At 36.9% G+C, this 26,473-nt stretch carries 28 protein-coding genes and 1 riboswitch; of the genes, 11 read left to right on the top strand and 17 right to left on the bottom strand.

The features are described 5' to 3' along the window. Nucleotides 1-125 precede the first annotated feature (125 nt). The 13 genes from thiD to J3U16_RS03175 form a co-directional block, all read right to left on the bottom strand. On the bottom strand, nucleotides 126-938 hold the full coding sequence (gene thiD, locus J3U16_RS03115; protein WP_267330480.1) for a bifunctional hydroxymethylpyrimidine kinase/phosphomethylpyrimidine kinase: 813 nt from the start codon (nucleotides 936-938) through the stop codon (nucleotides 126-128). A gap of 11 nt (nucleotides 939-949) precedes the next feature. After that, a complete protein-coding gene (gene thiE / locus J3U16_RS03120; protein ID WP_267330481.1) occupies nucleotides 950-1,591 on the bottom strand; it encodes a thiamine phosphate synthase in 642 nt (213 codons plus the stop codon). Next, nucleotides 1,591-2,376 (bottom strand): hydroxyethylthiazole kinase, encoded by a 786-nt coding sequence (gene thiM / locus J3U16_RS03125; protein ID WP_267330482.1) that lies wholly within the window; start codon nucleotides 2,374-2,376, stop codon nucleotides 1,591-1,593. The genes thiE and thiM overlap by 1 nt, the downstream gene beginning before the upstream one ends. A 52-nt stretch (nucleotides 2,377-2,428) precedes the next feature. After that, a riboswitch (TPP riboswitch) is annotated at nucleotides 2,429-2,530 on the bottom strand. A 54-nt stretch (nucleotides 2,531-2,584) separates the two neighbouring features. Next, nucleotides 2,585-3,946 carry a Trk system potassium transporter TrkA gene (gene trkA / locus J3U16_RS03130; RefSeq protein WP_065563580.1) on the bottom strand — a complete coding sequence of 454 codons (1,362 nt, stop codon included), beginning with the start codon at nucleotides 3,944-3,946 and terminating at the stop codon, nucleotides 2,585-2,587. A gap of 114 nt (nucleotides 3,947-4,060) precedes the next feature. Continuing rightward, entirely contained in the window at nucleotides 4,061-5,056 is a 996-nt protein-coding gene (gene trpS / locus J3U16_RS03135; protein WP_267330483.1) for a tryptophan--tRNA ligase, read from the bottom strand. A gap of 23 nt (nucleotides 5,057-5,079) precedes the next feature. Beyond that, nucleotides 5,080-5,775 (bottom strand): phosphoglycolate phosphatase, encoded by a 696-nt coding sequence (locus J3U16_RS03140; RefSeq protein WP_267330484.1) that lies wholly within the window; start codon nucleotides 5,773-5,775, stop codon nucleotides 5,080-5,082. Then, nucleotides 5,768-6,445, bottom strand: coding sequence for a ribulose-phosphate 3-epimerase (gene rpe / locus J3U16_RS03145; RefSeq protein ID WP_065734647.1), 678 nt, complete (start codon nucleotides 6,443-6,445; stop codon nucleotides 5,768-5,770). Before rpe ends, J3U16_RS03140 begins: the two co-directional genes overlap by 8 nt. 39 nt (nucleotides 6,446-6,484) lie before the next feature. Continuing rightward, on the bottom strand, nucleotides 6,485-7,303 hold the full coding sequence (locus tag J3U16_RS03150) for a Dam family site-specific DNA-(adenine-N6)-methyltransferase (protein WP_267330485.1): 819 nt from the start codon (nucleotides 7,301-7,303) through the stop codon (nucleotides 6,485-6,487). A gap of 9 nt (nucleotides 7,304-7,312) precedes the next feature. Next, nucleotides 7,313-8,122 carry an SPOR domain-containing protein gene (locus tag J3U16_RS03155; protein ID WP_267330486.1) on the bottom strand — a complete coding sequence of 270 codons (810 nt, stop codon included), beginning with the start codon at nucleotides 8,120-8,122 and terminating at the stop codon, nucleotides 7,313-7,315. A gap of 60 nt (nucleotides 8,123-8,182) precedes the next feature. Further along, nucleotides 8,183-8,704, bottom strand: a complete 522-nt coding sequence (gene aroK / locus J3U16_RS03160; protein ID WP_065563574.1) for a shikimate kinase AroK — start codon at nucleotides 8,702-8,704, stop codon at nucleotides 8,183-8,185. Between the two features lie 188 nt (nucleotides 8,705-8,892). Next, nucleotides 8,893-9,855 carry an arabinose-5-phosphate isomerase GutQ gene (gene gutQ, locus J3U16_RS03165; RefSeq protein WP_267330487.1) on the bottom strand — a complete coding sequence of 321 codons (963 nt, stop codon included), beginning with the start codon at nucleotides 9,853-9,855 and terminating at the stop codon, nucleotides 8,893-8,895. A 170-nt stretch (nucleotides 9,856-10,025) separates the two neighbouring features. Next, nucleotides 10,026-10,649, bottom strand: coding sequence for a LysE family transporter (locus J3U16_RS03170; RefSeq protein ID WP_065563572.1), 624 nt, complete (start codon nucleotides 10,647-10,649; stop codon nucleotides 10,026-10,028). Continuing rightward, complete coding sequence (locus tag J3U16_RS03175) at nucleotides 10,646-12,088, bottom strand: LTA synthase family protein (protein WP_065563571.1); 1,443 nt, start codon at nucleotides 12,086-12,088, stop codon at nucleotides 10,646-10,648. The genes J3U16_RS03170 and J3U16_RS03175 overlap by 4 nt, the downstream gene beginning before the upstream one ends. Nucleotides 12,089-12,311: 223 nt before the next feature. Here J3U16_RS03175 and J3U16_RS03180 point away from each other — a divergent pair, with 223 nt between their 5' ends. The 10 genes from J3U16_RS03180 (at nucleotide 12,312) to J3U16_RS03225 (ending at nucleotide 21,683) form a co-directional block, all read left to right on the top strand. Continuing rightward, nucleotides 12,312-12,938 (top strand): nitroreductase family protein, encoded by a 627-nt coding sequence (locus J3U16_RS03180; protein ID WP_065563570.1) that lies wholly within the window; start codon nucleotides 12,312-12,314, stop codon nucleotides 12,936-12,938. Between the two features lie 11 nt (nucleotides 12,939-12,949). After that, nucleotides 12,950-14,137, top strand: coding sequence for an FTR1 family iron permease (locus tag J3U16_RS03185; protein WP_065563569.1), 1,188 nt, complete (start codon nucleotides 12,950-12,952; stop codon nucleotides 14,135-14,137). Between the two features lie 132 nt (nucleotides 14,138-14,269). After that, nucleotides 14,270-14,833, top strand: a complete 564-nt coding sequence (locus J3U16_RS03190) for an iron transporter (RefSeq protein ID WP_065563568.1) — start codon at nucleotides 14,270-14,272, stop codon at nucleotides 14,831-14,833. 97 nt (nucleotides 14,834-14,930) lie between these two features. Continuing rightward, nucleotides 14,931-16,145, top strand: coding sequence for a Fe-S-containing protein (locus J3U16_RS03195; protein WP_065563567.1), 1,215 nt, complete (start codon nucleotides 14,931-14,933; stop codon nucleotides 16,143-16,145). A 21-nt stretch (nucleotides 16,146-16,166) separates the two neighbouring features. After that, nucleotides 16,167-17,435, top strand: coding sequence for an ABC transporter permease (locus J3U16_RS03200; protein ID WP_267342489.1), 1,269 nt, complete (start codon nucleotides 16,167-16,169; stop codon nucleotides 17,433-17,435). A gap of 13 nt (nucleotides 17,436-17,448) precedes the next feature. Next, the gene (locus tag J3U16_RS03205) at nucleotides 17,449-18,591 is read left to right on the top strand and encodes an ABC transporter permease (protein WP_065563565.1); all 1,143 of its coding nucleotides are present in this window, start codon (nucleotides 17,449-17,451) and stop codon (nucleotides 18,589-18,591) included. 11 nt (nucleotides 18,592-18,602) lie between these two features. Beyond that, entirely contained in the window at nucleotides 18,603-19,262 is a 660-nt protein-coding gene (locus tag J3U16_RS03210; RefSeq protein WP_267342490.1) for an ABC transporter ATP-binding protein, read from the top strand. Between the two features lie 20 nt (nucleotides 19,263-19,282). Beyond that, a complete protein-coding gene (locus J3U16_RS03215) occupies nucleotides 19,283-19,750 on the top strand; it encodes a DUF4418 family protein (protein WP_267331767.1) in 468 nt (155 codons plus the stop codon). A gap of 62 nt (nucleotides 19,751-19,812) precedes the next feature. Beyond that, nucleotides 19,813-21,018 carry an ABC transporter permease gene (locus J3U16_RS03220; RefSeq protein WP_267342491.1) on the top strand — a complete coding sequence of 402 codons (1,206 nt, stop codon included), beginning with the start codon at nucleotides 19,813-19,815 and terminating at the stop codon, nucleotides 21,016-21,018. Beyond that, nucleotides 21,018-21,683 carry an ABC transporter ATP-binding protein gene (locus tag J3U16_RS03225; RefSeq protein WP_267342492.1) on the top strand — a complete coding sequence of 222 codons (666 nt, stop codon included), beginning with the start codon at nucleotides 21,018-21,020 and terminating at the stop codon, nucleotides 21,681-21,683. Before J3U16_RS03220 ends, J3U16_RS03225 begins: the two co-directional genes overlap by 1 nt. A gap of 24 nt (nucleotides 21,684-21,707) precedes the next feature. On the opposite strand, the gene J3U16_RS03230 is transcribed toward J3U16_RS03225, so the two are convergent. After that, nucleotides 21,708-22,289: a Maf family protein gene (locus tag J3U16_RS03230; RefSeq protein ID WP_267342493.1), complete on the bottom strand. Its 582-nt coding sequence runs from the start codon at nucleotides 22,287-22,289 to the stop codon at nucleotides 21,708-21,710. After that, a complete protein-coding gene (locus tag J3U16_RS03235; protein ID WP_267342494.1) occupies nucleotides 22,286-22,696 on the bottom strand; it encodes a GNAT family N-acetyltransferase in 411 nt (136 codons plus the stop codon). Before J3U16_RS03235 ends, J3U16_RS03230 begins: the two co-directional genes overlap by 4 nt. A gap of 138 nt (nucleotides 22,697-22,834) precedes the next feature. Here J3U16_RS03235 and J3U16_RS03240 point away from each other — a divergent pair, with 138 nt between their 5' ends. After that, complete coding sequence (locus J3U16_RS03240; protein ID WP_065734636.1) at nucleotides 22,835-23,263, top strand: universal stress protein; 429 nt, start codon at nucleotides 22,835-22,837, stop codon at nucleotides 23,261-23,263. A 329-nt stretch (nucleotides 23,264-23,592) separates the two neighbouring features. Here J3U16_RS03240 and rlmKL read toward each other — a convergent pair whose 3' ends face one another. After that, the gene (gene rlmKL / locus J3U16_RS03245) at nucleotides 23,593-25,713 is read right to left on the bottom strand and encodes a bifunctional 23S rRNA (guanine(2069)-N(7))-methyltransferase RlmK/23S rRNA (guanine(2445)-N(2))-methyltransferase RlmL (RefSeq protein WP_267342495.1); all 2,121 of its coding nucleotides are present in this window, start codon (nucleotides 25,711-25,713) and stop codon (nucleotides 23,593-23,595) included. Between the two features lie 212 nt (nucleotides 25,714-25,925). Further along, on the bottom strand, nucleotides 25,926-26,468 hold the full coding sequence (locus J3U16_RS03250) for an MltR family transcriptional regulator (RefSeq protein ID WP_065563556.1): 543 nt from the start codon (nucleotides 26,466-26,468) through the stop codon (nucleotides 25,926-25,928). Nucleotides 26,469-26,473: the final 5 nt, after the last annotated feature.

A 26,473-nucleotide genomic window follows, 5' to 3' on the forward strand; every position in this document is an offset into this window, starting at 1 on the left:
CCAATAGCCTCTATTTGACTAGATAATGCACTAAAAAAGTTTTCATATACTTCATTGGCACGGATTGTCGATGAAGTATAAAGCTGTTGAAAATAGCGTTTGCCGAAAATACCACATTTAGCTTTCTAGCCTTTTCCTGCGGTGTCCCACCATTGATAAAAATGGTGAGTAGGTCCAATTCCTTTACCAATTTTCAAATTATCTGCATTTTCAATGGCACCTTGTAGGTATTTTTTTGCTTGTTTAACGGCTTCTTCTAACTCATATTTTGGTAGTAATGCTGCAATAGCTGCCGATAATGTGCAACCTGTACCATGAGTGTTTTTAGTTTGGATACGTGGTGATGCCATTCTGATGATCTTTGTTGGCGTGATTAGATAATCCGGACTTTCTTGACTTGGCAAATGTCCCCCTTTCATTAATACTGCCTGACAGCCTAATTTGAGTAGCTCATAACCCTGTTGTTGCATTTCATCTTCGTTTTGTGCCTCATGACAATCAAGTAATGCTGCTGCTTCTGGAAGGTTAGGGGTGATGATGGTGGCGAATGGTAATAGCAATTCTCGAATAGCGGTAATGGCATCATTTCTCAATAAAGGATGCCCCCCTTTGGCTATCATTACCGTATCAAGAACAATATTGGCAATAGGATTATTGCTTAATAAATGATTAACCGTGGTTACAATCTCTTTATTCATCAGCATACCGATTTTAACGCTATCAATATGGATATCTTGATAAAGTGTGTTAAATTGAGCCTCAACAAATTCGGGTGGCACTGGGTATATGCTATTAACACCTTGTGTACTTTGTGCGGTTAAAGCAGTAATGACTGACATCCCATAAGCGCCAAGCGCTGAAAAGGCCTTTAAATCGGCCTGAATACCTGCACCGCCACTAGGATCGCTACCAGCTATAGTTAATGAAATTGTTGTCATGGTTTAGTTTCCTATCTTGCTTGTCTTATTTTTCTTATTAAATCAGATGTTGCATTAGCAATATCTCCTTGCCCGCAAATTGCGGATACAACGGCAATACCTTCAATGCCAGTTTGAATCACTTCAGTTAAATTGTTTACACCGATACCACCTATCGCAACGGCAGGGCATTGTTTTGCTTTAACAAGTTCAGTCAATTGGGCGATGCCTATTGCTTCTGCTGCATCTTTTTTGGTGGGGGTTGGATAGATAGGGCCAATACCTAGATAATCGACTAGTTGCCAAGGAACGCGCTCAAGTTGCGAATAATTAGAGACTGAAAGCCCTATCCATTTATCTTCTCCAATTAATCGTCGTGCAACTTCGACAGGTAGATCGCTTTGTCCAACATGAACACCATCGGCATCGACAGCTAAAGCTATATCAATATGATCATTAATCAATAGTGGAACTTGAGTGTCGATTAATACTTCTTTTAAAGCTTGGGCGGCTTTATACCAATTTTTACCTGAATATTCTTGTTCTGAACGTAATTGAACGGCAGTAACACCATTTTCAACTGCAAACTTAGTGGTATTAACCATACCATTTATGCCATCACAAAGTACTGGGTCAAGTACTAAATAGAGTGTTAAATCAAGTTGCTTCTTCATCAAAAATCCTTATTTGTGGTGAAAAGAGAAAGTTGGTCAATAATTGACATAGCAAAAGTACCTAGCCCTTGCTGTTTATTAGCGAGTTCACCCGCTTTTTTCATCATAAAGCAGGCTGAAGCAGTAGCCTTTAAATGATCTTCAGAACTTGCAATCAATGCAGCTACAATCGCAGATAATGAACAACCAGTACCAGTTACTTGTGTTAGCGCGATATCACCCCCAACAATGCTATAAACCTGCTCACCATCTGTGACATAATCGGTCTCACCTGTTATTGCAACAATGGTTTGATATTTCTTGGCTAATAGCATTGCCGCATCTAATGCAGAATCAGTAGAATCCAGCCCATCAGGCCCTTTTGATGATGATTGTTGACCACTTAATGCTAGAATTTCTGAAGCATTTCCTCGAATAACTGTCGGTTTAAATGTTAATAATTGCTTAGCAATTTCAGTACGATATTTCAATGCTGCTCCAACTGCGACAGGATCTAATACCCAAGGAGTTTGATTAGCTTTTGCGGCGGCTAGTAACATGCTTTTAGCGCTATGACTATTGATCGTACCAATATTAATTAACAAACCATTTGCAATGGCAACAAAGTCCTCAACTTCTTGCTCAGCTACCACCATCGCTGGTGAAGCCCCAATCGCCAAAAGAACGTTAGCGGTGTAATTTTGTACCACATCATTGGTAATACAATGGATTAAAGGTCGCTTCTGATGAACTTGCTCAATAAAAGGAATGGCATCTTGATTTGAAAATAATTTAATGACCGACATATTCTTTCCTTATCTAATAAATAATATTAAGGGAAGAATGTGTCAAAAGCGGTAATTAAGACAGAGACTTCCCTACGCTGGCATGATCCAGATCAGGTTCAACGGGTAAATTCTCAGTTTTTTGCTCTAACAAAAAACACCCCGAGTCTAAATAACAAATTTGGATAAAATTGAATCTATTATGAACTGAGTTTAAAAATTAAACAAGTTATTGTAATAATCTTTCTATATCACTAATGGCGCGTCTATCCGGTAAGAAAATTATTAAATGATCGCCATCTTCAATCATTAAATCCGTATTTACTATAATTACATCTTCACCACGAACCACGGCACCAATCGTAGCACCTGAAGGTAATTTTAAACTGTTGATATTTTTACCGACTAATTTTGAATTTTCGGCTTCACCACGAGCAACTACTTCGACAATTTCTGATTCACCTTGGCGTAATGAGACAACTTTAACTACACCTGTTTGCCTAACATGGCTTAGTAGTTCTGAAATAGTGGCATGTTGTGGTGAAATCGCGATATCAATAACACTATCGTTAATCAATTCTAAGTAGGCTTGTCGCTGGATAAGAACGATGACTTTTTTTGCCCCCATTCTTTTTGCCAGCATAGATGACATAATATTGGCTTCATCATCGCTAGTGACCGCCACAAACAGATCGGTTAACTCGACTTGCTCTTGCGATAATAATTCTTGGTCTGATGATTCACCATGTAACACGGTGGTATTAACTAACTGCTCAGCTATTAATTCAGCTTTTTCTGCATTACGTTCAATCAACTTAACTTGATAATCATTCTCTAAACGTTTAGCTAAAGCAATGGCAACGCCACCACCACCGCTAATAATAATACGTTTATAAGGTTTTTCTAGCCTTTGTAGTTCACTGGTTACTGCTTTAATGTTGAGGGGAGGGGTAATAAAATAAACCATGTCTCCAGCTTCAATTAAAGTCGAACCTATTGGACGAATAAAACGATTTTGACGATAAATAGCAACAACACGCGCTTCGACATGTGGTAAATGCTCTTTAAGTTCGGACAGTTCGCTCCCCACTAACGCACCACCGTAATAAGCGGTTACAGCAACCAAACAGACACGATTATCATAAAACGAAGCAAACTGTAGAGCACCAGGATATTGAACTAATTGGCTAATATGATTTGTAATTAAGTTTTCAGGAGCAATAATATGATCGATGTTGATACAATCTTTATTGAAGAATGGGTATCTTTCATCGTTATATTCAGGAGCACGGATTCTAGCAACTTTTTGTGGAATATTAAACATCACATGCCCAATCTGACAAGCCATCATATTTACTTCATCAGAATTGGTAACGGCAACTAACATATCGGCTGATTCCGCGCCAGCACTCTCTAATACTTGTGGGTAAGAGGATTTACCGCAAATGACTTGTAAATCAAAACGCTCTTGCAAAGATTGCAATTTATCATGATCTTCATCAACGACAGTCACATCGTTCTGCTTTTCAGTTACTAGATATTCAGCAAGTGCACTACCAGTTTGGCCTGCACCAAGAATGATAATTTTCATAATAAACCTATTATAATCAAAAGGCCTCAAGCTAACTCATTATTAGAACAATAGAGCTCATATCAATTAAAGCCGTTTGATATTGTTTAGTAATAATCGCAATCTTATTTTAGATTATACAAAACCGATTGCGTCATAAACCTTCTTCAACGTAGGCTCTGCTTTAGCGCGAGCTTTTTGTGCTCCTTCTTGCATAATTGAAAGAAGATAATTTTCATCATCTCGATATTGATGATATTTTGCTTGTAAACCGGTTAACATCTCGATAACTTGATTTGCCACCTCGGTTTTTAGATGACCATACATTTTGCCTTCAAACGCTTTTTCAAGTTCAGCAATCGGCTTACCTGTAATACCTGTCAAAATATCTAACAGATTTGAAACACCGGCTTTGTTTTTTGAATCATAACGTACAACAGGTGGTTCGTCTGAATCGGTCATTGCCCGTTTAATCTTCTTCTCGACATCTTTCGGATTCTCAAGTAAACCAATAACATTGTTACGATTCTCATCTGATTTAGACATCTTTTTGGTTGGATCTTGTAAAGACATCACACGAGCACCTACTTTAGAAATAAACGGCTCAGGAACAGTAAAAATATCGCCATAAAGTGCATTAAAACGCATAGCGATATCACGTGATAACTCGAGATGTTGTTTCTGATCATCACCTACAGGAACTAAATTAGCTTGATATAACAAAATATCAGCAGCCATTAATACTGGATAATCAAATAGCCCGGCGTTAATATTTTCAGAGTGACGAGATGACTTATCTTTAAACTGCGTCATACGGCTCAGTTCACCAAAATAAGTATAACAGTTCAACGCCCAACCTAATTCAGCGTGAGCTGGTACTTGTGATTGAACAAAAATAGTACTTTTTTGTGGATCGATACCACACGCCAAATAAAGCGCTAACGTATCAAGTGTTGCTTTTCGCAACTTATTAGGATCTTGACGGACCGTGATCGCATGTTGATTGACAATACAATAAACGCAATCATATTCATTTTGCAAAGACACCCAATTCTTCAAAGCCCCTAAATAGTTGCCTAATGTTAGTTCTCCTGATGGCTGAGCGCCACTAAATACAATTGGTTTACTCATAATTTATTCCTAATTTATACTCATTATTTTTTTGCATCAGCCTTTGGCTGAGGTAATAAGGTTAATATATCTTTAAAATCATCAAATAAAAAATCAGGCTTGCTAGATGCAATCGACACCCCATAATTATAACCATAACTTAACGCCACTGTTGGGCAATTAGCATTTTTAGCAGCAGTAATATCATTCTTTGAATCACCAACAAACAGCAACTGATCACTAAACAATCCAAAGGTTGCCATGACTTGATAAAGTGGGGCGGGGTGTGGTTTCAACTTAATCACATCACCACCACCAAGTACCAATGAAAAGTATTCTTTAATACCTAATGACGTCAATAAAGCAGGTAAAAATTGCGCAGGTTTATTGGTAACTAAAGCTAAGGGATAATGATTTTCATAAAGCGTTTTTAAGGTTTCTTTAACATGCGGGAATAGCGTTGTTTGCTCATCCATAACCTCATCATAATGATGATTAAACAACTGTTTCGCTTTATTGAAATCCTCTTTAGACGGATTGCGACCAATCACGTTGAATACGCGTTCGAGCATGACATCAATGCCATTACCGACCATGTTTTTTACTTGCTCATTAGTAACGGTGGGTAACTCCAAATCTGCTAACATCTTTTGTGCAGCTAAGGCAAGGCCAGGCACACTATCGACTAAAGTTCCATCTAAATCGAAAGCAATAGCTTGAATATCATTTAACTTAGCCATGGTTAACACCTTCTAATTCTTTACGCATTGCATCAATTACGGCTTTATAATCCGGTTGACCAAATATTGCCGAACCAGCAACAAACATATCAGCACCCGCTCTGGCAATTTCAGCGATATTATCAACTTTAACACCACCATCAATTTCTAAACGAATCTTTCTGCCAGACTCAATAATGCGCTGTTTAACTTGTTGCAATTTTTTTAGAGTACTTGGTATAAATGATTGTCCACCAAAACCTGGATTAACGCTCATTAATAAAATAATGTCGACTTTATCCATCACATAATCCAAATAATCTAACGGCGTTGCAGGATTAAGTACAATTCCTGCACTGCAACCATGATCTTTAATTAATTGCAAAGAACGGTCAAGGTGAATAGTAGCTTCAGGGTGAATAGAGATATTAGTTGCGCCAGCTTTGGCAAATGAGGTAATTAAATCTTCAACCGGCGAAACCATCAAATGAACATCAATCGGAGCCTTAATACCATAATCACGAAGAGCCTTACAAAACATACTACCCATCGTCAAATTTGGTACAAAATGGTTATCCATTACATCAAAATGGACAACATCGGCACCAGCGTCTAATACTTTCTGCGTATCTTCTCCAAGACGAGCAAAATCAGCGGATAATATTGATGGTGCAATAATAAACTCTTTCATAACATACCTCTACTAATAAAACCTTATACATAAAATAGGTTATTTTTGGTACAAGGCTAATATTTCATCAATTTTTTTGCGTCCTTCGCCAGCACAGCTAATTGAGCGTCGCATTTCTGCACGGTAAAGATAACGCGCTTTACTATATAACGTTCTGGTATACTCTGTATCGTGATTTGATAGTAGTACAGGAATATTTTTTTTATAAGCTATTTTTTCAGCTAATTGTGACAATCGCTTATGTTCTTCAAAACCAAAATTATTGGAATAATAAGCCGTAAAACCGATAGATTCATTTGGAGAAAGATAAGGCGGATCACAATAAATGACAGAATTGCGTTTTGCCATTTTCATTGCTTCATGATAAGGAGTACAGATAAACTCAGCTTTTTGTGCTTTTTGAGCAAAATAGTAGAGCTCCTTCTCAGGAAAATAGATAGTTTTGTAACGTCCAAAAGGTACATTAAAAAGCCCGCTATTATTATAGCGACATAAACCGTTATAACAGTGGCGATTCAAATAGACAAACAAAAGCGATCGTAGATATTGATCTTTACTATAATTAAAGACATCTCGTAGCTGATAAAAAGCCTCAGCTTGATTATTCTGATGATTAAATAATAGCTTAAGATCATTAATAAACTTATCAGGATTGGATTGTAATAACCTAAATAACGCAATTAGATCATGATTGATATCAGCTAAAATATAACTTTTAAAGTTTGTGTTTAAAAAAACAGAACCAGCGCCTACAAAGGGCTCAATGAGTTGGTCCCCTTCTGGTAGATATTGTTTAATTGTGTCCACAAGCTCATATTTTCCTCCAGCCCATTTTAAAAAGGCTCGTTGCTTCTTCAAAGGAAACTCCTATTTTGCTGATTTTTCTTTATTAATTGTTTCGCCAGATTTAATCCAAGGCTTATCTTTTTGTAGTGCACTTGGTAAAGATTTGATCGCTTTTCTGGCTTCGTCAGCAGAATCATATGTACCTTTAACTAAGATATACCATTTAACATTATTTCGTTTGGTTTCATAAATTTGGTAATTAGTAAGATTATGTTCTTTAACCAATCTTTTCAAACCATCAACTGAACTAGAAGAACTAAGTTGAATTGAAAACTGATCATTCTTAATTTTGGCAATCGAAGTTGAATTATTACCTGTTATTACACTATTATTTGAGTTAGAAACAGTAGGATTGCCTCTATCTGGATTTATTGGTTTATTTAAATTAGTTGATGAACCACTAGTATTTTGAGTTGTACTGTTACCCGTTGGTTGCAGCTCTGGTCTAGAACCCGATGTTGACTGTGTTGATGCTGGAGGTTGACTAACCCCATTATCGTGCTCATTAACATTACTATTAATTGGGGCTGGTGGCACAGGTGCAGAATTTTGTTGACCTTGCGCTAACGCCCCACTATCGCTACTGATTGTTGAATCAGGCGTTTGCGTCGACGAAACACCATTGACTTCAGGAGGAGTCAGTATGGTTGTTTTTTTTGATGGACGAGATATCACAAAGCAAACCAACAAGACAATAATAGCTAAAGCTAATCCCATAATAATCAATTTTTTCTTCGAATAATGCTGAAAAAAAGTTGATATACTAAAAGAAGGCGTAGAAGACTTACTTGATTGTTCTGGTATATAACGATCATCTTTATCTACACGCATATTAACTCCTTTCAAATGGTTTATTGCCTCATGGCCAGCCGAATTTAAAAAATTGAAATTTTAAATTTGTTCTATTTTTTCAATAATATATCCAGCAACACCTTTAGCACTTTGCTCATCAGTTTTAATCGTAATATCAGCGATCTCTTCGTAAAGTGGATCACGCTCTTCGGCTAATTCTTCGTAAAGTTCACGGGGAGTATTGCCACCTTGTAATAAAGGACGACGCTTATCTTTCTGGGTTCTTGCCATCTGTTTTTCTATTGTAGTTTCTAAATAAACTACAATACCGCGAGCTGATAAACGGTTACGTGTCTCTTTAGATAAAATCGAACCACCACCAGTAGCAAGAACTATACCTTGTTTTTCAGTCAACTCATTAATGACTTTCTCTTCTCTGGCTCGGAATCCGTCTTCACCTTCTAAGTCAAAAATCCATGCAATATCAGCACCTGTACGTTTCTCGATTTCTTGGTCAGAATCAAAAAATTCCATACCTAACTGTTGTGCAATTTGTCGGCCTATTGTGCTTTTTCCTGCCCCCATAGGGCCAATTAGAAAGATATTTCGCTTTTCTGCCATTGTAGTTTCATCATCTATTAATTTTGGTTAAAATTTACAACACAATATCAATTTATAATGACTTAAATAACTCATCATTTCGGTATTGAATTGTGTAACTTACTTGGATCTCCGTCTAACGACAAAAATTTAGGTCGGTAATTATCTCAATAGATAGCCCCATTTTGCAACAGGTATTTATTAATCGATTAACTAATACCTGCTTGATGCAGATCATGAATATTCAGCGCACCAACCAATTCGCCGTGATTATTTACCACAGGTGCAGCAGTAATATTATGATCATTAAATGATTTTAAAGCTTCGACCGCTTTCCAAGTTTCAGGTATTTGATGTCCTGGACTTGTCATTACATCGACAATATTATCTTGTAATGTACCATGTTTTAGTAACAAACGGCGTAAATCGCCATCTGTAAAAACGCCAACTATTTTATTATCATCTTGGCATATTGCAACTAACCCCACACCAGTACGACTTAATTCTAACATGGCATCAAGTACTGTTGCTGATTGTGGTACTCTAGGAATTAAATCACCCTTACGCATAATATCTTTTACATGATTTAATAGTTTAGCGCCTAAACTGCCAGCTGGATGTGAACGAGCAAAATCTTCTTCCTTAAATCCACGAGCTCGCATAACGGCAATTGCCAGCGCATCGCCCATCATTAACGTATTAGTTGAGCTTGAGGTTGGAGCTAATCCCATTGGACACGCTTCCTTTTCGATTGAAATATCCAGCACTGCTTGCGCAGCTAATGCTAATGGGGAATCAAGCCCACCTGTTATGGCAATAACTGGAATATTCATTGCTGCAAGAATGGGTAAAATAAATTGAAATTCCTTAGCTCGTCCTGAATAAGAAATCAAAATCACGACATCATTCTCGGTCACCATTCCTAAATCACCGTGTAATGCTTCAGATGGATGCATAAAAAATGCTGGGCTACCAGTACTGGCTAATGATGCTGCGATCTTTTTACCAATATGACCAGATTTACCAATGCCTGACACTACAACTTTGCCTTTTGTTGACAAAATTAACTGACAAGCCTTAACAAAACCCTCACCAAGCCGAGCTGGCAGCTTCTGTGCCTCATGAAGCTCAAGTTCAAGTAATTCTCGACCATATTGTAATAATTTGTCCATTTTTAGCCACTCATCAAATTAAAACTAAAAAATATATATTGATTAAATTATTAATAGTCTAGCAATTAACTATTCAATATTCAAAAGCCTTTTAGAATAAAAAGATAAGAAATAATTGAGGAGCGCACTTTTTGGAATAAAAAATGTTGAGGAACGGGGTTTTTAAAGCTTTAGAATCCTAATCCAACTTTAACTCCAAGCACGATTAATATCACGCCTAACAACTTATCAATAATCAACTGTAACTTAAAATAACGACGTTGGACAATTTGGGTTTGGAAGACGAATACTACCATCGGCCACCAAATTGCAGCTTCAAGCCAGATTATAAAAGCAACTACCAGTTTATCTACCATCGTTGAGCTGGCATTAAGTAGTTGAGTAAAGATAGCTAGAAAAAACAGCGTAGCTTTTGGATTAAGTAAATTACACAATAGCCCTTGCATAAACGCAGCTTTGGCTGTGACATTCAGTTCCAGCGCTTGTTTGGAAACATAGGCGGTGCCACTGCTTTTGGCTAGTAACGCTTTAACTCCAATCCATAACAAATAAGCGGCACCGGCATAACGTAATGCATTATAGAGCCAAGGGGTGGCGGTGATTAATACAGCAATGCCTGCCACACAGTAACTCATATGAATGGCGATAGCACTAATTACTCCTAAACAGGTCATTAATGCTATTTTTCGGTTATAGCTTAAACTATTTTTTAAGACCAGAAAAAAATCTGGCCCGGGTGATATCATGCCTAAACAACTAATGGTTATGACCAAAATTAAGGTATCGACTGTCATTTTTGCTCTTGTGCTGCATTGTTTAACGTGGCGATGTTTGATTTATGTTGTTCGATAAATTGCTTTTTATCGAAATTTTCACCAATTAAGTAATCAGTTAAGAATTTTGCATTCGTTTTAATTTGTGCACCATTCAAAATCATTCTTGGTAAGTCGATTTGGTAAATGGTTTGGTTGGATGATTTTTGTAAATCATCACTATTCGCATTGGTTAATAAGTACAATTTGCGTTCTTTTTCCGACAATTTTTTAACGGTTTCGGTACCCGCACCCATCATTAAATGGTCAGGGAAGATATAAAATACGGTATTGTCTAGTAAACCTTGCTCTTTTAGGTGGTTAATAAATTGCCCTAAATTGTAATCGAGAGATGCGGCTACAAAAGACATGTTGTCATGCTTTGGGCTAATAACAGAGGTCATGCGTTCATCGTTAAAGCCATTTGGTGCATGGGTTGAAACAGTCGAAACAAATAGCGCAAATGGTTTGTCATTATTTTTCATCTCTTGTATTTGCTGTTCGGCGATGTCTAATATATCTTTATCATATAACCCAAATGGCGCATTTGGGTATTTGCCTGGATAGTTTTTTTCAGATACCACTTGCATTCCAACTACTTCTGCTGTGTGGCCAATGCTCGCAAATTCAGGACCAGCCATAACGTAACGAGTTTGGTAGCCCGCTTGTTTTAATACATCACCTAAAGTGACTAATTTAGTCGAGTTAGCGTTTTTTAAAGGGGATGTTGAATGCTCACCAATTAAAAATGGTACACCGGTCATATAAGTGTACATTGAGGCGGTTGTCCAGGTACTACCTGCACTCATTGGCATATTTGGATAAAAGGTATATTGTTGCTTTAGCTGTCTTAAATTAGGCGTAATATCAGCAAAATCTAAAAATCCTTGCTCGAAAGATTCTAACGATAGCACAATAATATTTTTGCCTTTTTGACTGTTTAACTGTGATTTTGCAACATAATCATTCATATTGAGCGTTTGTAATGCTTGCTCGAAGGTTGCTTTTGGCGCACAGGTGACTTGATAGATTTCATAGAGGCGACTAATTGGACCATTATGATAACTAATTGAAGCAATTGCGATGACAGCAAACGATAAGCGCCATAACAATCGGCATTTATTGCGAAATAAGTTGGCTAATTTACTAATTATAAAAACTAATCCTAAAAAGACTACAATCACTAATACAGCCTGTAACTTGAAGATAAATAATCCTTCAATAATGTCATTCACATTTAAATTCACGTAAAACTGATAATCAATAAATCCACCACTAAAATAGATAGAGGTGAGTTCCATAACAATGATGACGGTCATTAAGACAATGGTGAGCAGTTGCCATTTTTTTTGTTTAAAAAAAGAAGCTAAGGTAATAGTTAAGATAAAAAGTGGTAATACGATTAAAGTCGAAAACGGCATAGTTAATGATACTCAGATTTTCTTAAAACGGGAATATTGCATCAGTATATACGTTTTAATCAGAAAAATAAAAATCGTAGATTGCAAGGTAATATTAATGCGTTGATTTTATTATATGTAACAAGCTTAATGATAATTATTATTGTTTGTTGTTGATAATTGAAAGCATTAGCAATAAGATAGCAACAATTATTTTATTTCCTAAAGCTGAAAGGTTTATGCTATGTTGTTACGTAGATTTGCCATTGTTTTGCTATTATCTTGTTTTTCCTATAGCTATGCTGATGTCACTTTACCGGCCCCACAAAAGAAAGAGGGTATGGGATTATTTGATAGTCTTAAAAAGCGTGCTTCAACGCCGGGTGGAGGATTTCCAACAGGTATGGTGTCTGACGATGAGCTTTCAAGTGTACTTTGGGCAGCCAGTGGCTTAAATCGAGGTAAAAACGGTTGGACAGTACCAATGGCAAGTGGTAAACCGCCTTATGTTCGCCTGTATGTTGCAAGTGAAAAGGGAACCTTTATATACGAGTGGGAAGGGCACTATCTTCGTGAGATCAATAATCAAGATATTCGTGGCGACATCGGTAAACAAAGTTTTACTAAACGTGCACCTTATATTTTTATTTTTGTGTCTGATGGTGACAATCTTAAAGATTATGATACCCAACAAGCCAATGATTTTAGTCAAATTGCTGTTGGCGCAATGAGCCAAAATGTTTATTTGTCGGCGACAGCATTAAAACTCAGCACACGTTATATCCATTCAATCAATCCTGAATTTATTAGTCAATCATTACAATTGCCAGAAAACAGCAAACCAATAGGGATTATGTTGTTAGGAAAATAAAGGAGTAGGAAGTGAAAAGGTATTTAACTTTAGTTGTTCTACTAATTGCCAGTTTAGCTGTTTTTAGTTCCCCTTCTTATGCAGCCGAAAAGAAATATGAAAGCTGGAATGCAATTATTGATGAGATGGATATCATTTTGAATGATGCCTACAACATCTATTTTATGAAAGACGTCGAAGGTGCTAAAGCCCGTGTTAACAATGCTTACTTTGGATTTTACGAAAAGCATGGCGTTGAGCGCGCAGTGATGTCTTATATTTCAGGTAAGCGCGGTACTGATACTGAATACCAGTTTGCAAAAATTAAACGATTAATGACACAAAATGCGCCGAATAAAACGGTGCGAGCAGAAATTGACGTTATTTTAAAAATGCTCCATGAAGATGCCAACGAGTTAGATGGTAAAAAAGAGAGTGGTTGGAGTGTCTTTTTGGCGTCGTTTATCATCATTTTCCGAGAAGGGTTAGAAGCGATATTGGTTATCGCGGCTATCTCTGCCTATCTTGTTCGCTCAAATAATAAACCGATGCTTAAAGTCGTTTATCTTAGTAGTTTGTTTGCGGTGTTCGCTAGTATTTTAGCGGCGATAGCGTTACATACAATTGTAGGATTAAGCGGTGCCAACCAAGAAATTATGGAAGGTTGCGCCATGTTATTGGCAACGGTAATGCTGTTCTTTATTAGTAATTGGATGCTGTCCAAGTCAGAATCCATAGCATGGAAAAACTATGTGGAAGGTAAGGTCCAAAATGCGGTTTCTACAGGCAGTAGTTTTGCTTTAGGATTTGCTGCCTTTTTAGCAGTATTTCGTGAAGGCGCAGAAACTATCATCTTCTATCAAGCCATGTTAGCAGATGCTAATGAGCATATGGATATGGTGTGGTATGGTTTGGGCGTGGGAATGATTGTATTAGCGTTTGTGTTTGTTATTATTCGCTTTGGTACGGTTAAATTGCCACTTAAACCGTTCTTTATTTGTACCAGTGCCTTAATGTATCTGATGGCGATTGCGTTTGCTGGTGGTGGTGTAAAAGAGTTGCAAGAAGCTGATATTATTCAGGTTACACCGGTCGATTTTGTTCATTCGGTTGAGATATTGGGTATCTATCCAACAGTTGAAACATTACTACCACAGTTGTTCATGGTAGTGGCAGTGATAGGGTCGATTATCTATTCCACAAAATATAAAAAGAAATAATTAATATAAAACATTAAAAACGATTAATGATTAGTGATAAATCGTAAATACATTGGTAGTAAATTGTTATTGACTAGTCATGATTTTATTGATTAGTGATCAAAAGTGAAAAACAAAATTAAGGAGTTTTCAATGAAAAAACTATTAGTCTCTGCTGGTATTTCATCAATACTTGCACTTTCTTCAATGGCTTATGCTGCTGCACCTGCACCAGGTGAAGAAAAAGGCTTCGAAGAGTTTCCAATTGGTGATGAAGTAACTGTTGGTCCTTTACATATCGGTGCAGTTTATTTCCAACCTGTTGATATGGAACCTGCTGGTATGGGTGGTTTACCTGCTTCAAAATCTGATATGCATATTGAAGCTGATATTTCAGCGGCTGAAGGTAATAACTTAGGTTTTGGTACTGGTGATTTCGTGCCTTACTTAACTGTAAAATATAAAATCCAAAAAGAAGGCAGTGATAAAGCTATCGAAGGTACTTTTATGCCTATGAATGCTTCAGATGGTCCTCACTATGGTAACAATATTAAGTTAGATGGTGCAGGTAAATACAAAGTAACATTTACTATCGAAAACCCTGAAAAACAAGGTTATTTATTACATGTTGATAAAGAAACTGGCGTTGAAGGTCGTTTCTGGACTAAACCAATTGAAGTTTCTTGGGACTTTAACTTCATCCCACGTGCATGGTAATTATTATTTTTAATTAAATTTAATTTTCAATAATTAGTTGTACTATCGGCGAGTGTCAAAACTCGCCTATATACGTTGTAATTTTTAGGCAATCATTATGCTCCAATACCTTATCAATGTTACTGATAATACTTTTGTACCTGTGATTATGTTGGCACTACTTAGTGCTGTATTTGTTCAATCAAGTAAAAAATACCTTATCACGGGATTTGTATTGGGGATGTTGTCGGCTCTTATTTATGCAATATTAAAACGAAATACGGGTTTTGCTGTTCGTGAGTTTTATGATCTTGGTGTGATTGTTACTTGGTGCATTATTGTTGTTCCATTGCTGATCTGTTTATCTTTTAGAAATTTTCTAGTTTTCATCATAGTATCTATTGCAATTGGACTTATTACAGCACAATGTTTACCGAATATTTTACTTTATCCATTTGAATTTGATGTTGGCATGGAGTCAATTTTCAATAATGATTATCTGTTTAAATGGATTGGTTACAGTTTCGCTTTATTAGTTTGTATTTTAATTGGATTGTTTATCTATCGGCTTTGCCAAAGGTTTTCAACTCGATTTATTACTGTTATTACTTCATTAGCGATTATTATTTTTACTACACAGAATATAATTAATTTTCTACAAATTTTGATTGTGCGGCGGTTTATCTCACCACAAGAATGGATGATGGAATTAGTTATTTTTGTTTTAGCTCATGTCAATTTATTTACTTTCATCTTTATGGCATTGGTGTTACTACTTACTATTTTATTATACACCAAATCCAAAACTACCTCATTAGTAGGTAGTAATCCTGCCCAAGTGCGTAAACTCAAAGCAAGTTTACGACGTGATCGCCGTACCTCATTATTATTAATGGCAGGTATTGCCATAACGGCTTATACCGTTACTCGCGCACGCTATATTCTCCAAAAAGGTGTGGAGTTATCACCCGCTGAGCCAGTTAAACCTAATGCGGATGGTTTGATTGTGATTCCATTAGATAAAATAAATGACGGCAATTTACACCGTTATGGTTATCAAGCAGTAGATGGCACCTTAATTAGATTTATTGTCATTAAGAAAAGCGAAAATGCATATGGTGTAGGTTTTGACGCTTGTGATATCTGTGGTGCAAGTGGTTATTATCAACGAGGTAATCAAGTTGTCTGTATTTTGTGTGATGTGGTAATGAATATTGCAACAATTGGTTTTTCAGGCGGTTGTAATCCAGTACCGCTTAAATATGAAATTTTAGATGGCAATATGATTATTCGTCCAGCTCATCTTGAAGCTGAAAAAAGTCGCTTTAAGTAAAGGTGTGAAAAGGAAGAAAATATGTTTCGAAGAATGTTACTTAGTGTGTTAGTTCGCCAAAAAAAGAAGCTATTTTTAATTGCCTTAACCGTTGCTTTAGGGGTTTCGCTAGCGACAGCCATGTTAAATGTGATGTTTGATGTTGGTGATAAAGTTAATCAAGAATTAAAAGCCTATGGTGCTAACTTAAATATTGTGCCCAAAAGTGTAGCGATGGTAAATGAGTTATATCAACTCGATGACAAACAAAACGCAACTCAATATATTAAGCAAGATGATTTAGTCAAGATTAAAATGATTTTCTGGGCATATAACATTGTTGATTTTGCACCCTATTTAACGACCCAAGTGACCGTTAATGATAGACCTATTACACTAGTGGGAACATGGTTTAATAAGCATCTGACTATTCCAACTGGTGATGAAGTTGACACAGGAATGTTAGCCATGAAGTCGTGGTGGTCGATAGAAGGCAAGCCAATGAAAGATGATAACTTGCAAGGTGCCATGGTGGGTGAAACACTTGCCAAGCAATTAAATCTTAAATTAGGCGATAGTATTGAGCTAACTTCCCCAAAAATGAAGCTAATTGTAAATAATATCTTTCATAGTGGTGGTCTTGAAGATAACGAGCTTTATGTATCGCTACCAGTTGCTCAAATGTTAGCGAATAAACAAGGTCTAGTTGAACGGGTTGAAGTGAGCGCTCTTACCACACCTGAAAACGATTTAGCTCGCAAAGCGGCGCAAGATCCCAATAGTTTATCGCGTGCCGAATGGGATCGATGGTACTGCACCGCTTATATCAGTTCGATTGCCTATCAGTTGGAAGAATTAATGCCCGATGTTCGGGTTAAAGCGATAATGCAAGTTGCCGACTCAGAAGGCTCTATTTTACAAAAAACACAATTATTGATGTTATTACTGACAGTGTTATCTTTGATCTGTTCGGCTTTGGCGATATCTAACTTAGTTACTGCTAACGTGATTGAACGTAGTACTGAAATTGGTTTATTAAAAGCACTAGGGGCAACTAATACCTCGGTAGCGATGTTAATTCTTAGTGAAATACTAATCATTGCTTTATTCGGTGGTATGGTCGGCTATTTTATTGGTCTTGGCTTTGCCCAAATTATTGGACAGACGGTATTTGGTTCATTTGTTGAGCCTAAAATGATTATTATCCCAATGGTATTAATTATGGTAAGTCTCATTACCTTATTAGGAAGCTTGCCGGCATTACGTATTATGATGTTCTTACGTCCAACGGATGTATTACATGGTCGGTAAGCGAGGTTAAGTGATGATAAATAAAAACCAACGCTTTATTTTAAAAACGATATTTAGCTCATTAATTCGCCGTCGTTCTCGGATTGCAATTGCCTTACTTGGTGTTGCGATTGGGGCCACAGTGTTACTAGGTATGGTGACGCTTTGTTATGATATTCCAAGACAAATGGGACAAGAGTTTCGTTCTTATGGAGCTAACTTATTGTTAATGCCAGCTAATAATCAACCGACTATATCAATAGTTGAGGTAGAAAAAGCTATTAGCGTATTACCGAAAGACAAAGTATTAGGTGTTACACCATTTCGTTATAATTCTATCCGCAGTAACCAACAGCCTTATACCATCGTTGGCACCCAATTTGATCAGGTTATTAAAACTAGTCCATATTGGAAGATAGAAGGTGAACTACCAAAAAATCCGAACGAAATTATAATTGGTACGGATATTGCCCAGTTTGCTAAACTTAGTATTGGAAGTACCATGCCAATTTCAGGAAAATCTAAAGAAAATTCTCGCTTTGATGAGGACTTAACTGTTACTGGCATCGTCAAGACAGGTCGTGCAGAAGATAATTTTATATTTATCGATCTGAACGATCTTGAAAACCTACTTGAAGAAAGCAATCAGGCCGAAGTGGTCGAAATTAGTATCACTGCAACCAAAGATGAATTGCAACACTATATTCAAACCATTAAAGATCACTCAACCACAATCGAACCGCATCTTATAAAATGGGTGACACAGTCCGAAGCATCAGTGCTCGGTAAACTGTCATCTTTACTCTACTTAGTAACCTTAGTCGTGTTAATTTTGACTATGATCTGTGTGGCCACAACCATGATGACGGTAGTAATGGAGCGTCGCAAAGAGATAGGGCTGAAAAAAGCTATTGGTGCAACCAATAAAAGTATTGCCAAAGAATTTTTAGCCGAAGGGATGATTTTAGGTATTATTGGTGGGGTGATTGGGGTTATTTGTGGTTTAATTTTTGCTCAAGTAATTAGCGCCAATGTATTTGGGCGCTCAATTGTCATTGAATTTTATTTGATACCAACAACGATTGTCATTTCGGCTGTGGTAACCATCATTGCGTGTTTGATTCCGGTAAAACGTGCACTTGAAGTTGAACCAGCATTAGTTTTACGTGGCGAATAGGATAGTAAAGTATGAATATGCTAGAAGTTAATAATGTTTCAAAGATCTATGGCTCTTTACATGCCTTGTCAGAAGTTAACTTAACCGTTGAAGAAGGTAAATGGCTATCCATTATGGGACCTTCAGGCAGTGGTAAAACCACGTTAATGAATATTATTGGTTGTATGGATAAACCGTCGCTGGGTTCAGTAATTCTAGATGGACAAGATATTACCCAACTTTCATTACCCCAACTAACGGAAATTCGGCGTGATAAAATCGGCTTAATCTTTCAACAATTTCACCTTGTATCTTATTTAACCGCATTAGAAAACGTGATGGTGGCACAATATTATCATAGCATGGTAGATGAAAAAGAAGCCTTACAAGCATTAGATCGTGTGGGGCTTGCAGCACGGGCCAAACATTTACCGCGTCAATTATCGGGGGGTGAACAACAACGCGTTTGTATTGCTAGGGCATTAATCAATTACCCAAAACTGATTTTAGCTGACGAGCCAACCGGTAATTTAGATGAAAGCAATGAAGCAATGGTAATGAACTTACTACATCAACTTCACGAAGAAGGAAGCACAATCATCGTTGTTACGCATTCACCGGAAGTATCAAAACATGCGCAAACAACGGTAGTTCTTGAACATGGTAAAGTAGCAAGTATTATCAATAATTAATGATTATAAGGTCTATATTTATGAAAAATCGCATTGTTTCATCTGTACTATTTATCTTAATCGGAGCGTTACTTATTCTATTCCCGCTTTATATTTTACCCGTCTGCCCACTGCCGGATGTGCAATCTATGCCAGCCGATGCTATGCATTCTGCACCGATGGATGGCCACATGCACAATGCTGGTGGCAAAATCATGAAATGTTTTTGGACATCAAGGGCGGAAATTGGTATTGGTAGTTTAGTGATAGCTATTGGTGCCTTGGTGTTACTTAGCCGCTCGTTATTTGTACGTATGGGATTAAGTATGGCTATAGCTTGCACTGCGGTCTTAGCAGCTGCGATTCCAACTATTTTAATTGGTGTATGCGGTAATGAAATGATGCGTTGCAATATGGGGGCTAAACCAGCATTGATATTATTGTCAATATTATTAGCGATTGTTGCTATTATCAATGTGATATATTTAAATAAACAAGCTAATCGCTAGTAACTATTAGCAACTATTAAAAGCATTAGTTAGCCTTAACACCAATTATAGAGAACTCCAACATGCAAGAAATAACTATAGCGAATTTAGCATGGCGAAATATCCAACGACGACCTTTTCGAAGTTGTTGCTTGATTATCATCATTATGCTTTTTTCCGCTACGCTATTTGGCGGTAGTGTATTGATGAAAAACCTAAGCTTAGGAATTTCAGGCATGGCTAATCGGTTAGGTGCGGACATTCTTATTGTACCTTATGGTTATGAAAAAAATCTTGAAGTCGCCTTATTACGTGGTGAACCAAGTAGCTTTTATCTAAAAGCTGACTTAATTGATAAAATCAAAGATATCAAAGGAATCGAAGCTGTCTCACCACAACTATTTATTGCTTCGTTAAGTGCTGGTTGTTGCACATCAAAAGTTCAATTAATTGGTTTTGATCAGCAAAGTGATTTTGTAATTAAACCTTGGCTACAAACACAATTAGAACAACCATTGGTTGACGACCAGGTAGTAGTTGGCAGCAAAATTACCTCAAATGTGGGCGACGAAATTAAGTTTTTTAATCATCCATTTAAAATTGCCGCTAAAATGGATAGTACAGGAATGGGTTTTGACACCTCAGTTTTTATGACCATTCCTGCTGCACAATCGCTCATGAAAGAAGCCAATTTAATTGAAGGCGATACTGACCACTTTGCTAACTATGTGTCATCGATTTTTGTTAAAGTCAATCCTGACTATCAGACGAAAGATATTGTTAACCAAATCATGCCCAAATATGCTATCGATTACAATATCGATTTTGTGATGACCAAAGGCATGTTAAGTAACATCTCCAAATGGTTAAATGGCTTTTCAACGATTGTCTATAGCTTATCGGCAATATTTTGGGTGTTAGCGATTATTGTGATCTTTGTAATATTTTCATCATCTCTTAATGAACGAAAACGCGAAATCAGCTTATTACGTATTTTGGGTGCATCGCGCAGTGATCTGGTTAAAATGTTACTGCGAGAATCCCTTATCATTAGTGCTTTAGGTGGCCTTGCTGGTATAGTGGTTGCTGGCGTATTAATTTATGCCTTCAGCTTATTGATATGCCAAACGATAGGTTTGCCATGTATGAATATTTCAATTACCGATGGATTAATTTATGCATTCATCGTATTTTTGCTGACATTAATTATTGGTCCGCTGTCTAGTATATATTCAGCATTATCATTAACTAAGTTTGATACTTATCAAACATTAAGAGAGGGTGAATAATGTTATTGGATATCAAAAACCTTCGCAAAGATTACAAGCGCGGATCACAACACTTTTCAGCGGTGAATAATGTTAGTTTTTCAATGGCACAAAGTGACTTTATCAGCATTATGGGTAAATCAGGCAGTGGTAAAACGACGCTACTTAATATGATTGCTGGGTTGTTAACGCCTACTCAAGGTAAAATCACGATTAACGGCACCAATTTATTCGATCTTGATGACAAACAAGTATCGGCGTTTCGTAATCAAAATATTGGTTACATTCCACAAGGTAGCAGTTTATTACCTAATTTAACTGCTCTGGAAAATATTCGCTTACCGTTTTCTTTAACGAAACGTGAAAACCAATCGAGCTTAAATTCTGCAATGGAACTGCTAGAAAAAGCCCAAATTAGTTATTTAAAAGATGCTTATCCAGCCAACATGTCAGGTGGTGAAATGCGTCGAATAGCTATTTTACGTGCACTAATTTGCCAGCCACAAATAGTCATTGCCGACGAACCCACCAGCGATCTTGACGATGAAAGTTCAACACAAATTATGGCATTATTAGCCGATATTCATCAACAAGGCACAGGACTATTGATTGTTACTCATGATAATGATGTAGCAAGTTTCAGCCAAAAAACATTAAAAATGTCAGCGGGGCGGTTAATCGATTAAATTCGGCTCTGTCATTATCATCAATTATAAAAACAGCGGATTACAGCCCATATCAATCATAATTTTATTTAACTTTATTAGCGGTAATCCGACTAAAGAATTAATATCATCACCTTCAAGCTTATCGAAAAGAGTAATCCCTAACTCATCACATTTAAAACTGCCAGCACATTGTAGTGGCATCTCTTTAGCGATATAAGCATCAATTTCTGCATCAGTTAACTGACGAAAGGTGACTTTAAACGGTTCACAAATCGTTTGCGATTGGCCTGTGTGAGTATTAATGACCGTCATTCCTGTATAAAAGTAAAACGCTTTGCCTCTGCTATTTTTTAATTGTTGCTGGGCGTTTTCAATAGTAAGTGGTTTACATACAATCTTTCCATCTAAAACACCTACTTGGTCGGAACCAATAATTAAACTATCAGGATTGCTTGCCACCAATGACTGTGCTTTAGCATTAGCCAATCGTACCACCAGCTGCTGTGCACTTTCATTTGGTAGAGGTGTTTCATCACAAATCGGCGGCACACAATCGAAAGGAATAGCTAATTTTTCAAGTACTTTTTTACGTGATAGTGATGTTGATGCTAGGATAATTTTCATTTTAACTGTTCTTGTAAAATCCATGCGGAAGGATGAGCATTAAAACCAATATGACCATAATAATCGACTGCTTGAGGTGCTGCAAGCAAAGTAATTGCACATTGATTATCGGTATGAATTTGAATCTCTTTTATCAACTGTTTACCAATACCTGATTTTTGATAAGCTTCATCAACGGCTAAATCAGCTAAATAAGTTATGTAGACAAAGTCAGTTAAACAGCGGGCAATACCGACAAGTTTCTGATCATGCCATGCGGTAATGACTAAATTAGCATTATCTAACATTGCTTGAAAACGAGGTTTATCACTTATTGGTCGACGTTCCGCCAATGAGCAGCGAGAATATAATAATGTCGCTTGTTCTATACTGGGTTTGATGTCATAGCGATAAATAATATTACCCATAGTTGATCTCCATCATGATTTTGCAAAAAAGTTATTTCAATATTTTAAATTAGCGTTAGGATAACAATATTAGATTTAATTTAAAATTAGTACCATCTTAAATTAATTAAAAAAGATAAGTTTAAATGAGGAGGCGGTATGTACAAAAAAATATTAGTTCCGATTGATGTCCTTGAAGATGAACTCACTCAAAAAGTGATCCCACATGTTGAGTGTTTAGCGAAGTTATCCAATGCGCAAGTTATCTTTTTTCATACCTTACCGGTTGCATCGGCTATTGTAAATGCTTACTCATTTGGTTTTGATGAGTTTAAAGATCAAGCTACAGTACAAACAGAGCAATGGCTACATCGCTTGATTGACTCAATTAATTTACCAAAAGAAAATTTATCTTTTTCAATCGCGTTTGGTAATCCACGAGATGAGATCTTACATCTAGCGGAAGAGATTGAGCCCGATCTAATTATCATAGGGTCAAGACGCCCAAATATCTCAACACATCTACTTGGATCAAATGCTTCTGGTGTAGTGAGAGGTGCACAAACATCAGTGCTAGTAGTACGTTAATTTTTATTTTTCTGATGTCCTCCAAAAGGACATCAGTTTTTGCTCAAAATCCTCAACCTTTTTTGATTTTAAAAAAGCTTTTAAGCTCCAATATATTCACAAAAAGTAAGTGCTGGAAACGATAATAAAGAATTTATTTACTCCAAATAAGATTGTTGTGCAAAAGGTTGTCTTTTTATAAATTAGAGATAATTAATGGCATAATCTAGTGTACGCGAAGATGGAATGATGGAGTAGGGGGTATGCCGACATGATTTCTCGTGGGGCTTTCCTAAAGAATTGAACATTATAGCTAAGCTAAGATTATACCGCCTTTCGGCGGTATTTTATTATTGATGTTTAACAAGAAAACAGCAGTGGATCTGTTTATTGCGTCTGAAATCGAGCGATAAGGTTTTGTCGGTGATGTCTTGAAACGTCAGATTTAATTTTTGCATACCGTCGGCATCCATTTTGAAGCCTCGTTTGTTATTAGAAAAGACAATTACACCGTTTGGTCTTAATAATCGTTTTAAATCACTCATTAATTTAAGATGATCGCGCTGAACATCAAAAGTATCGTTCATCCGTTTAGAGTTGGAAAATGTTGGAGGATCGATAAAAATTAAATCAAACTGCTCATCAGCTTGAGATAAATAGAGCAAGCAGTCAGCCTGTATTAATCGATGATTTTTACCGGTTAAGCCATTTTGTTTTAGATTACGATCGGCCCACTCTAAATAGGTGCGTGACATATCAACTGTCGTGGTCGATTTTGCTCCACCAAGACCTGCGTAGACGGTTGCACTACCCGTGTAGGCAAATAGATTTAAAAAGTCTTTGCCTGCACTCATTTGTCCGATCATTTTTCTGGCTAAGCGGTGATCTAAAAATAAACCAGTATCCAAATAATCCACCACATTAACCCAAAACTGCGTTTTTTTGTGATTAATTGGATATTCATGGACTAAAAAATAATCCTGTTTTTGCCCAAGTTTTTGATATTGTTGTTTTCCCTTTTGCTTTTCACGGGTTTTTAGTACCAATTGATCGGCGGTTAATTTCAATACCGACATGGTAGCATTAATAATATCAAATAGTCGTTGTCGCGTTTTTTGTGGATCAATATTTTTAGGTGCAGCGTATTCTTGTACCACAATTTTATCTTTGTAACGATCGATAGCCACATTATATTCCGGCAAATCAGCATCATAAAGACGGTAACATTCAAGTTGTTCTTGGTTGGCCCATTTTTCCAATTTTTGACAATTTTTACGTAAACGATTGGCAAAGTCGGCAGCTGGTAAATTTGTTGATATGACCGCCTGATCCACTTGACGATCCGCAATCGAATAATTTTTTTGTAGACAATCTAAAGGGCCATTTTTGGCTTTAAATTGTTTGTCAGCACGCATTTGTAAACAATCTAAAAGCTGTGGAGTACCACTAAATAACGATAATCTCCACCCACCAAATTGTTGTTTAATTTGGCGACCAAGTGCTGAGTGTAAAGCTACAAGTGCTGGTTCGCTTTCTAACCGTTCACCGTAAGGCGGATTGCTGATGATCATGCCATGTATATGGTGATCAAGTGGATTGGTTAATTGTGTCACATCCTGCAATGCAAACGTAATTAAATCACCAACTCCTGCTTGGATCGCATTTTGTTTGGCTCGTTCTAGTACTGTAGGGTTATTATCATAACCGATAAAAATCGTGTTAGTTTTTTTTACATTATGCTTAGCGCTGAACAGTAAGTCATTCCAAAGTGTTGGGTTAAATTCTTTCCAAGCAAAAAATCCCCATTGTTTGCGTAGCAGTCCTGGCGGGATATTAGACGCCATCATCGCAGCTTCAATCAATAACGTTCCTGAACCACACATTGGATCGATAAGTGGCTCATCAAACCGCCAGCCAGAACGGAGAATAATAGCCGCGGCTAGACTCTCTTTTAACGGTGCTTGCCCTGTTTGTTGGCGATAACCACGTTGATGTAAGCTTTCACCGCTCAGATCTAATGATAGTGTAACTCGATTTTTGCTAAGATAAGCATGTAAACGAACATCAGGATTTTGCTTTGCAACATTTGGGCGCTGATTGGTTTGTCGCATAAAGTGATCAACAATGGCATCTTTGATCTTTAGCGCACCATATTGGCTGTTACGAATAAAGTCATTAACACCAACAAAGTTGATAACAAATGAGTTATCTACCGCGAAGATATCGGTCCATTTGATATTCATCACACATGAATAAAGATCTAAATCACTATAGATGTCAAACTCGGCAATTGGCAATAAAATACGAGAGGCTAAACGAGACCACAATAACGATTGGTAAATAGTTGACTCATTAGCATCAAAATAGACACCACCCTGCGCCACCCGACAATGATTCGCCCCAATATTTTCTAACTCTTTTTTTAATAACTCTTCAAGCCCGCGTGATGTGCTGGCAAATAGCGTTTTCATGCATAATCCACTTAACAATAAAATTGCAGGCATTATACCGACTAATTACCAGAGTGGGAAATGATTGCCCTAAACAACAGCCAATCTAACCAAAAAGCAATCAAAAAAAGTTGAGGAGCGGGGTTTTTGAGCTTAAAAATCGCCCAATTTTTGACTATCTACTTAACATCCTTTTTATATTAATACTTAAAATTCATCTTTATAAATTAATATTACTCAGGGAAATAATCAATTTTCTGTTTATTTACGATACGTAAGGTTAAATCTGTAATGGCGATGATCAACGCTGAGCGAATCATTTGTTGATAACGGTTTTGGTACATGGATGATTTTAAGGTATCGACAATGCCGTTCTCTTGCGGGTTATTTAATGGAGAGTTAGGGGGAAGGATCATGTCGTGCAGTAAGCTGATTGGACCTAGGATTTCGTCATCCAGATAGGTGTAATTTTTATCGTCTTGTTCTAGCTCATCTAAAATTGCCATTAACAATTCAATATCTTCATAATCTTCACGCGTGATGATGCCTAGTGCATAAAGTAATTTCAAACAGACTGAGGTGTCATTAAGTGGGCCATTTTTGCCCACCAATGATGGAATAACAAACTTGATAGCATGAGGCTCTTTACGAAAAACCTTTAGAATCAATTGATTGACACTGTCATTAATCAAATTGATCGCAACTTTCAGCAAGCTGTGTATATCAGCTTGCTGATTGAGTTTTTCAAGTATGGTGTCTTCTGCTAATGTTTGCATTGTCA

The organism is Gilliamella sp. B3023, from assembly GCF_026536845.1.
Classification (GTDB): domain Bacteria; phylum Pseudomonadota; class Gammaproteobacteria; order Enterobacterales; family Orbaceae; genus Gilliamella; species Gilliamella apicola_E.

What these genes read in the sequence shown, in the direction of transcription:
- J3U16_RS03170 (WP_065563572.1), bottom strand. Translation starts at nt 10,649, where the DNA reads ATGACAGTCGATACCTTAATTTTGGTCATAACCATTAGTTGTTTAGGC.
- J3U16_RS03195 (WP_065563567.1), top strand. Translation starts at nt 14,931, where the DNA reads ATGCTCCAATACCTTATCAATGTTACTGATAATACTTTTGTACCTGTG.
- J3U16_RS03250 (WP_065563556.1), bottom strand. Translation starts at nt 26,468, where the DNA reads ATGCAAACATTAGCAGAAGACACCATACTTGAAAAACTCAATCAGCAA.
- J3U16_RS03205 (WP_065563565.1), top strand. Translation starts at nt 17,449, where the DNA reads ATGATAAATAAAAACCAACGCTTTATTTTAAAAACGATATTTAGCTCA.
- gutQ (WP_267330487.1), bottom strand. Translation starts at nt 9,855, where the DNA reads ATGGACAAATTATTACAATATGGTCGAGAATTACTTGAACTTGAGCTT.
- rpe (WP_065734647.1), bottom strand. Translation starts at nt 6,445, where the DNA reads ATGAAAGAGTTTATTATTGCACCATCAATATTATCCGCTGATTTTGCT.
- J3U16_RS03200 (WP_267342489.1), top strand. Translation starts at nt 16,167, where the DNA reads ATGTTTCGAAGAATGTTACTTAGTGTGTTAGTTCGCCAAAAAAAGAAG.
- J3U16_RS03155 (WP_267330486.1), bottom strand. Translation starts at nt 8,122, where the DNA reads ATGCGTGTAGATAAAGATGATCGTTATATACCAGAACAATCAAGTAAG.
- J3U16_RS03220 (WP_267342491.1), top strand. Translation starts at nt 19,813, where the DNA reads ATGCAAGAAATAACTATAGCGAATTTAGCATGGCGAAATATCCAACGA.
- J3U16_RS03140 (WP_267330484.1), bottom strand. Translation starts at nt 5,775, where the DNA reads ATGGCTAAGTTAAATGATATTCAAGCTATTGCTTTCGATTTAGATGGA.
- J3U16_RS03230 (WP_267342493.1), bottom strand. Translation starts at nt 22,289, where the DNA reads ATGAAAATTATCCTAGCATCAACATCACTATCACGTAAAAAAGTACTT.
- J3U16_RS03190 (WP_065563568.1), top strand. Translation starts at nt 14,270, where the DNA reads ATGAAAAAACTATTAGTCTCTGCTGGTATTTCATCAATACTTGCACTT.
- trpS (WP_267330483.1), bottom strand. Translation starts at nt 5,056, where the DNA reads ATGAGTAAACCAATTGTATTTAGTGGCGCTCAGCCATCAGGAGAACTA.
- thiD (WP_267330480.1), bottom strand. Translation starts at nt 938, where the DNA reads ATGACAACAATTTCATTAACTATAGCTGGTAGCGATCCTAGTGGCGGT.
- thiM (WP_267330482.1), bottom strand. Translation starts at nt 2,376, where the DNA reads ATGTCGGTCATTAAATTATTTTCAAATCAAGATGCCATTCCTTTTATT.
- aroK (WP_065563574.1), bottom strand. Translation starts at nt 8,704, where the DNA reads ATGGCAGAAAAGCGAAATATCTTTCTAATTGGCCCTATGGGGGCAGGA.
- J3U16_RS03175 (WP_065563571.1), bottom strand. Translation starts at nt 12,088, where the DNA reads ATGCCGTTTTCGACTTTAATCGTATTACCACTTTTTATCTTAACTATT.
- J3U16_RS03180 (WP_065563570.1), top strand. Translation starts at nt 12,312, where the DNA reads ATGTTGTTACGTAGATTTGCCATTGTTTTGCTATTATCTTGTTTTTCC.
- J3U16_RS03215 (WP_267331767.1), top strand. Translation starts at nt 19,283, where the DNA reads ATGAAAAATCGCATTGTTTCATCTGTACTATTTATCTTAATCGGAGCG.
- thiE (WP_267330481.1), bottom strand. Translation starts at nt 1,591, where the DNA reads ATGAAGAAGCAACTTGATTTAACACTCTATTTAGTACTTGACCCAGTA.
- J3U16_RS03240 (WP_065734636.1), top strand. Translation starts at nt 22,835, where the DNA reads ATGTACAAAAAAATATTAGTTCCGATTGATGTCCTTGAAGATGAACTC.
- rlmKL (WP_267342495.1), bottom strand. Translation starts at nt 25,713, where the DNA reads ATGAAAACGCTATTTGCCAGCACATCACGCGGGCTTGAAGAGTTATTA.
- J3U16_RS03235 (WP_267342494.1), bottom strand. Translation starts at nt 22,696, where the DNA reads ATGGGTAATATTATTTATCGCTATGACATCAAACCCAGTATAGAACAA.
- trkA (WP_065563580.1), bottom strand. Translation starts at nt 3,946, where the DNA reads ATGAAAATTATCATTCTTGGTGCAGGCCAAACTGGTAGTGCACTTGCT.
- J3U16_RS03210 (WP_267342490.1), top strand. Translation starts at nt 18,603, where the DNA reads ATGAATATGCTAGAAGTTAATAATGTTTCAAAGATCTATGGCTCTTTA.
- J3U16_RS03225 (WP_267342492.1), top strand. Translation starts at nt 21,018, where the DNA reads ATGTTATTGGATATCAAAAACCTTCGCAAAGATTACAAGCGCGGATCA.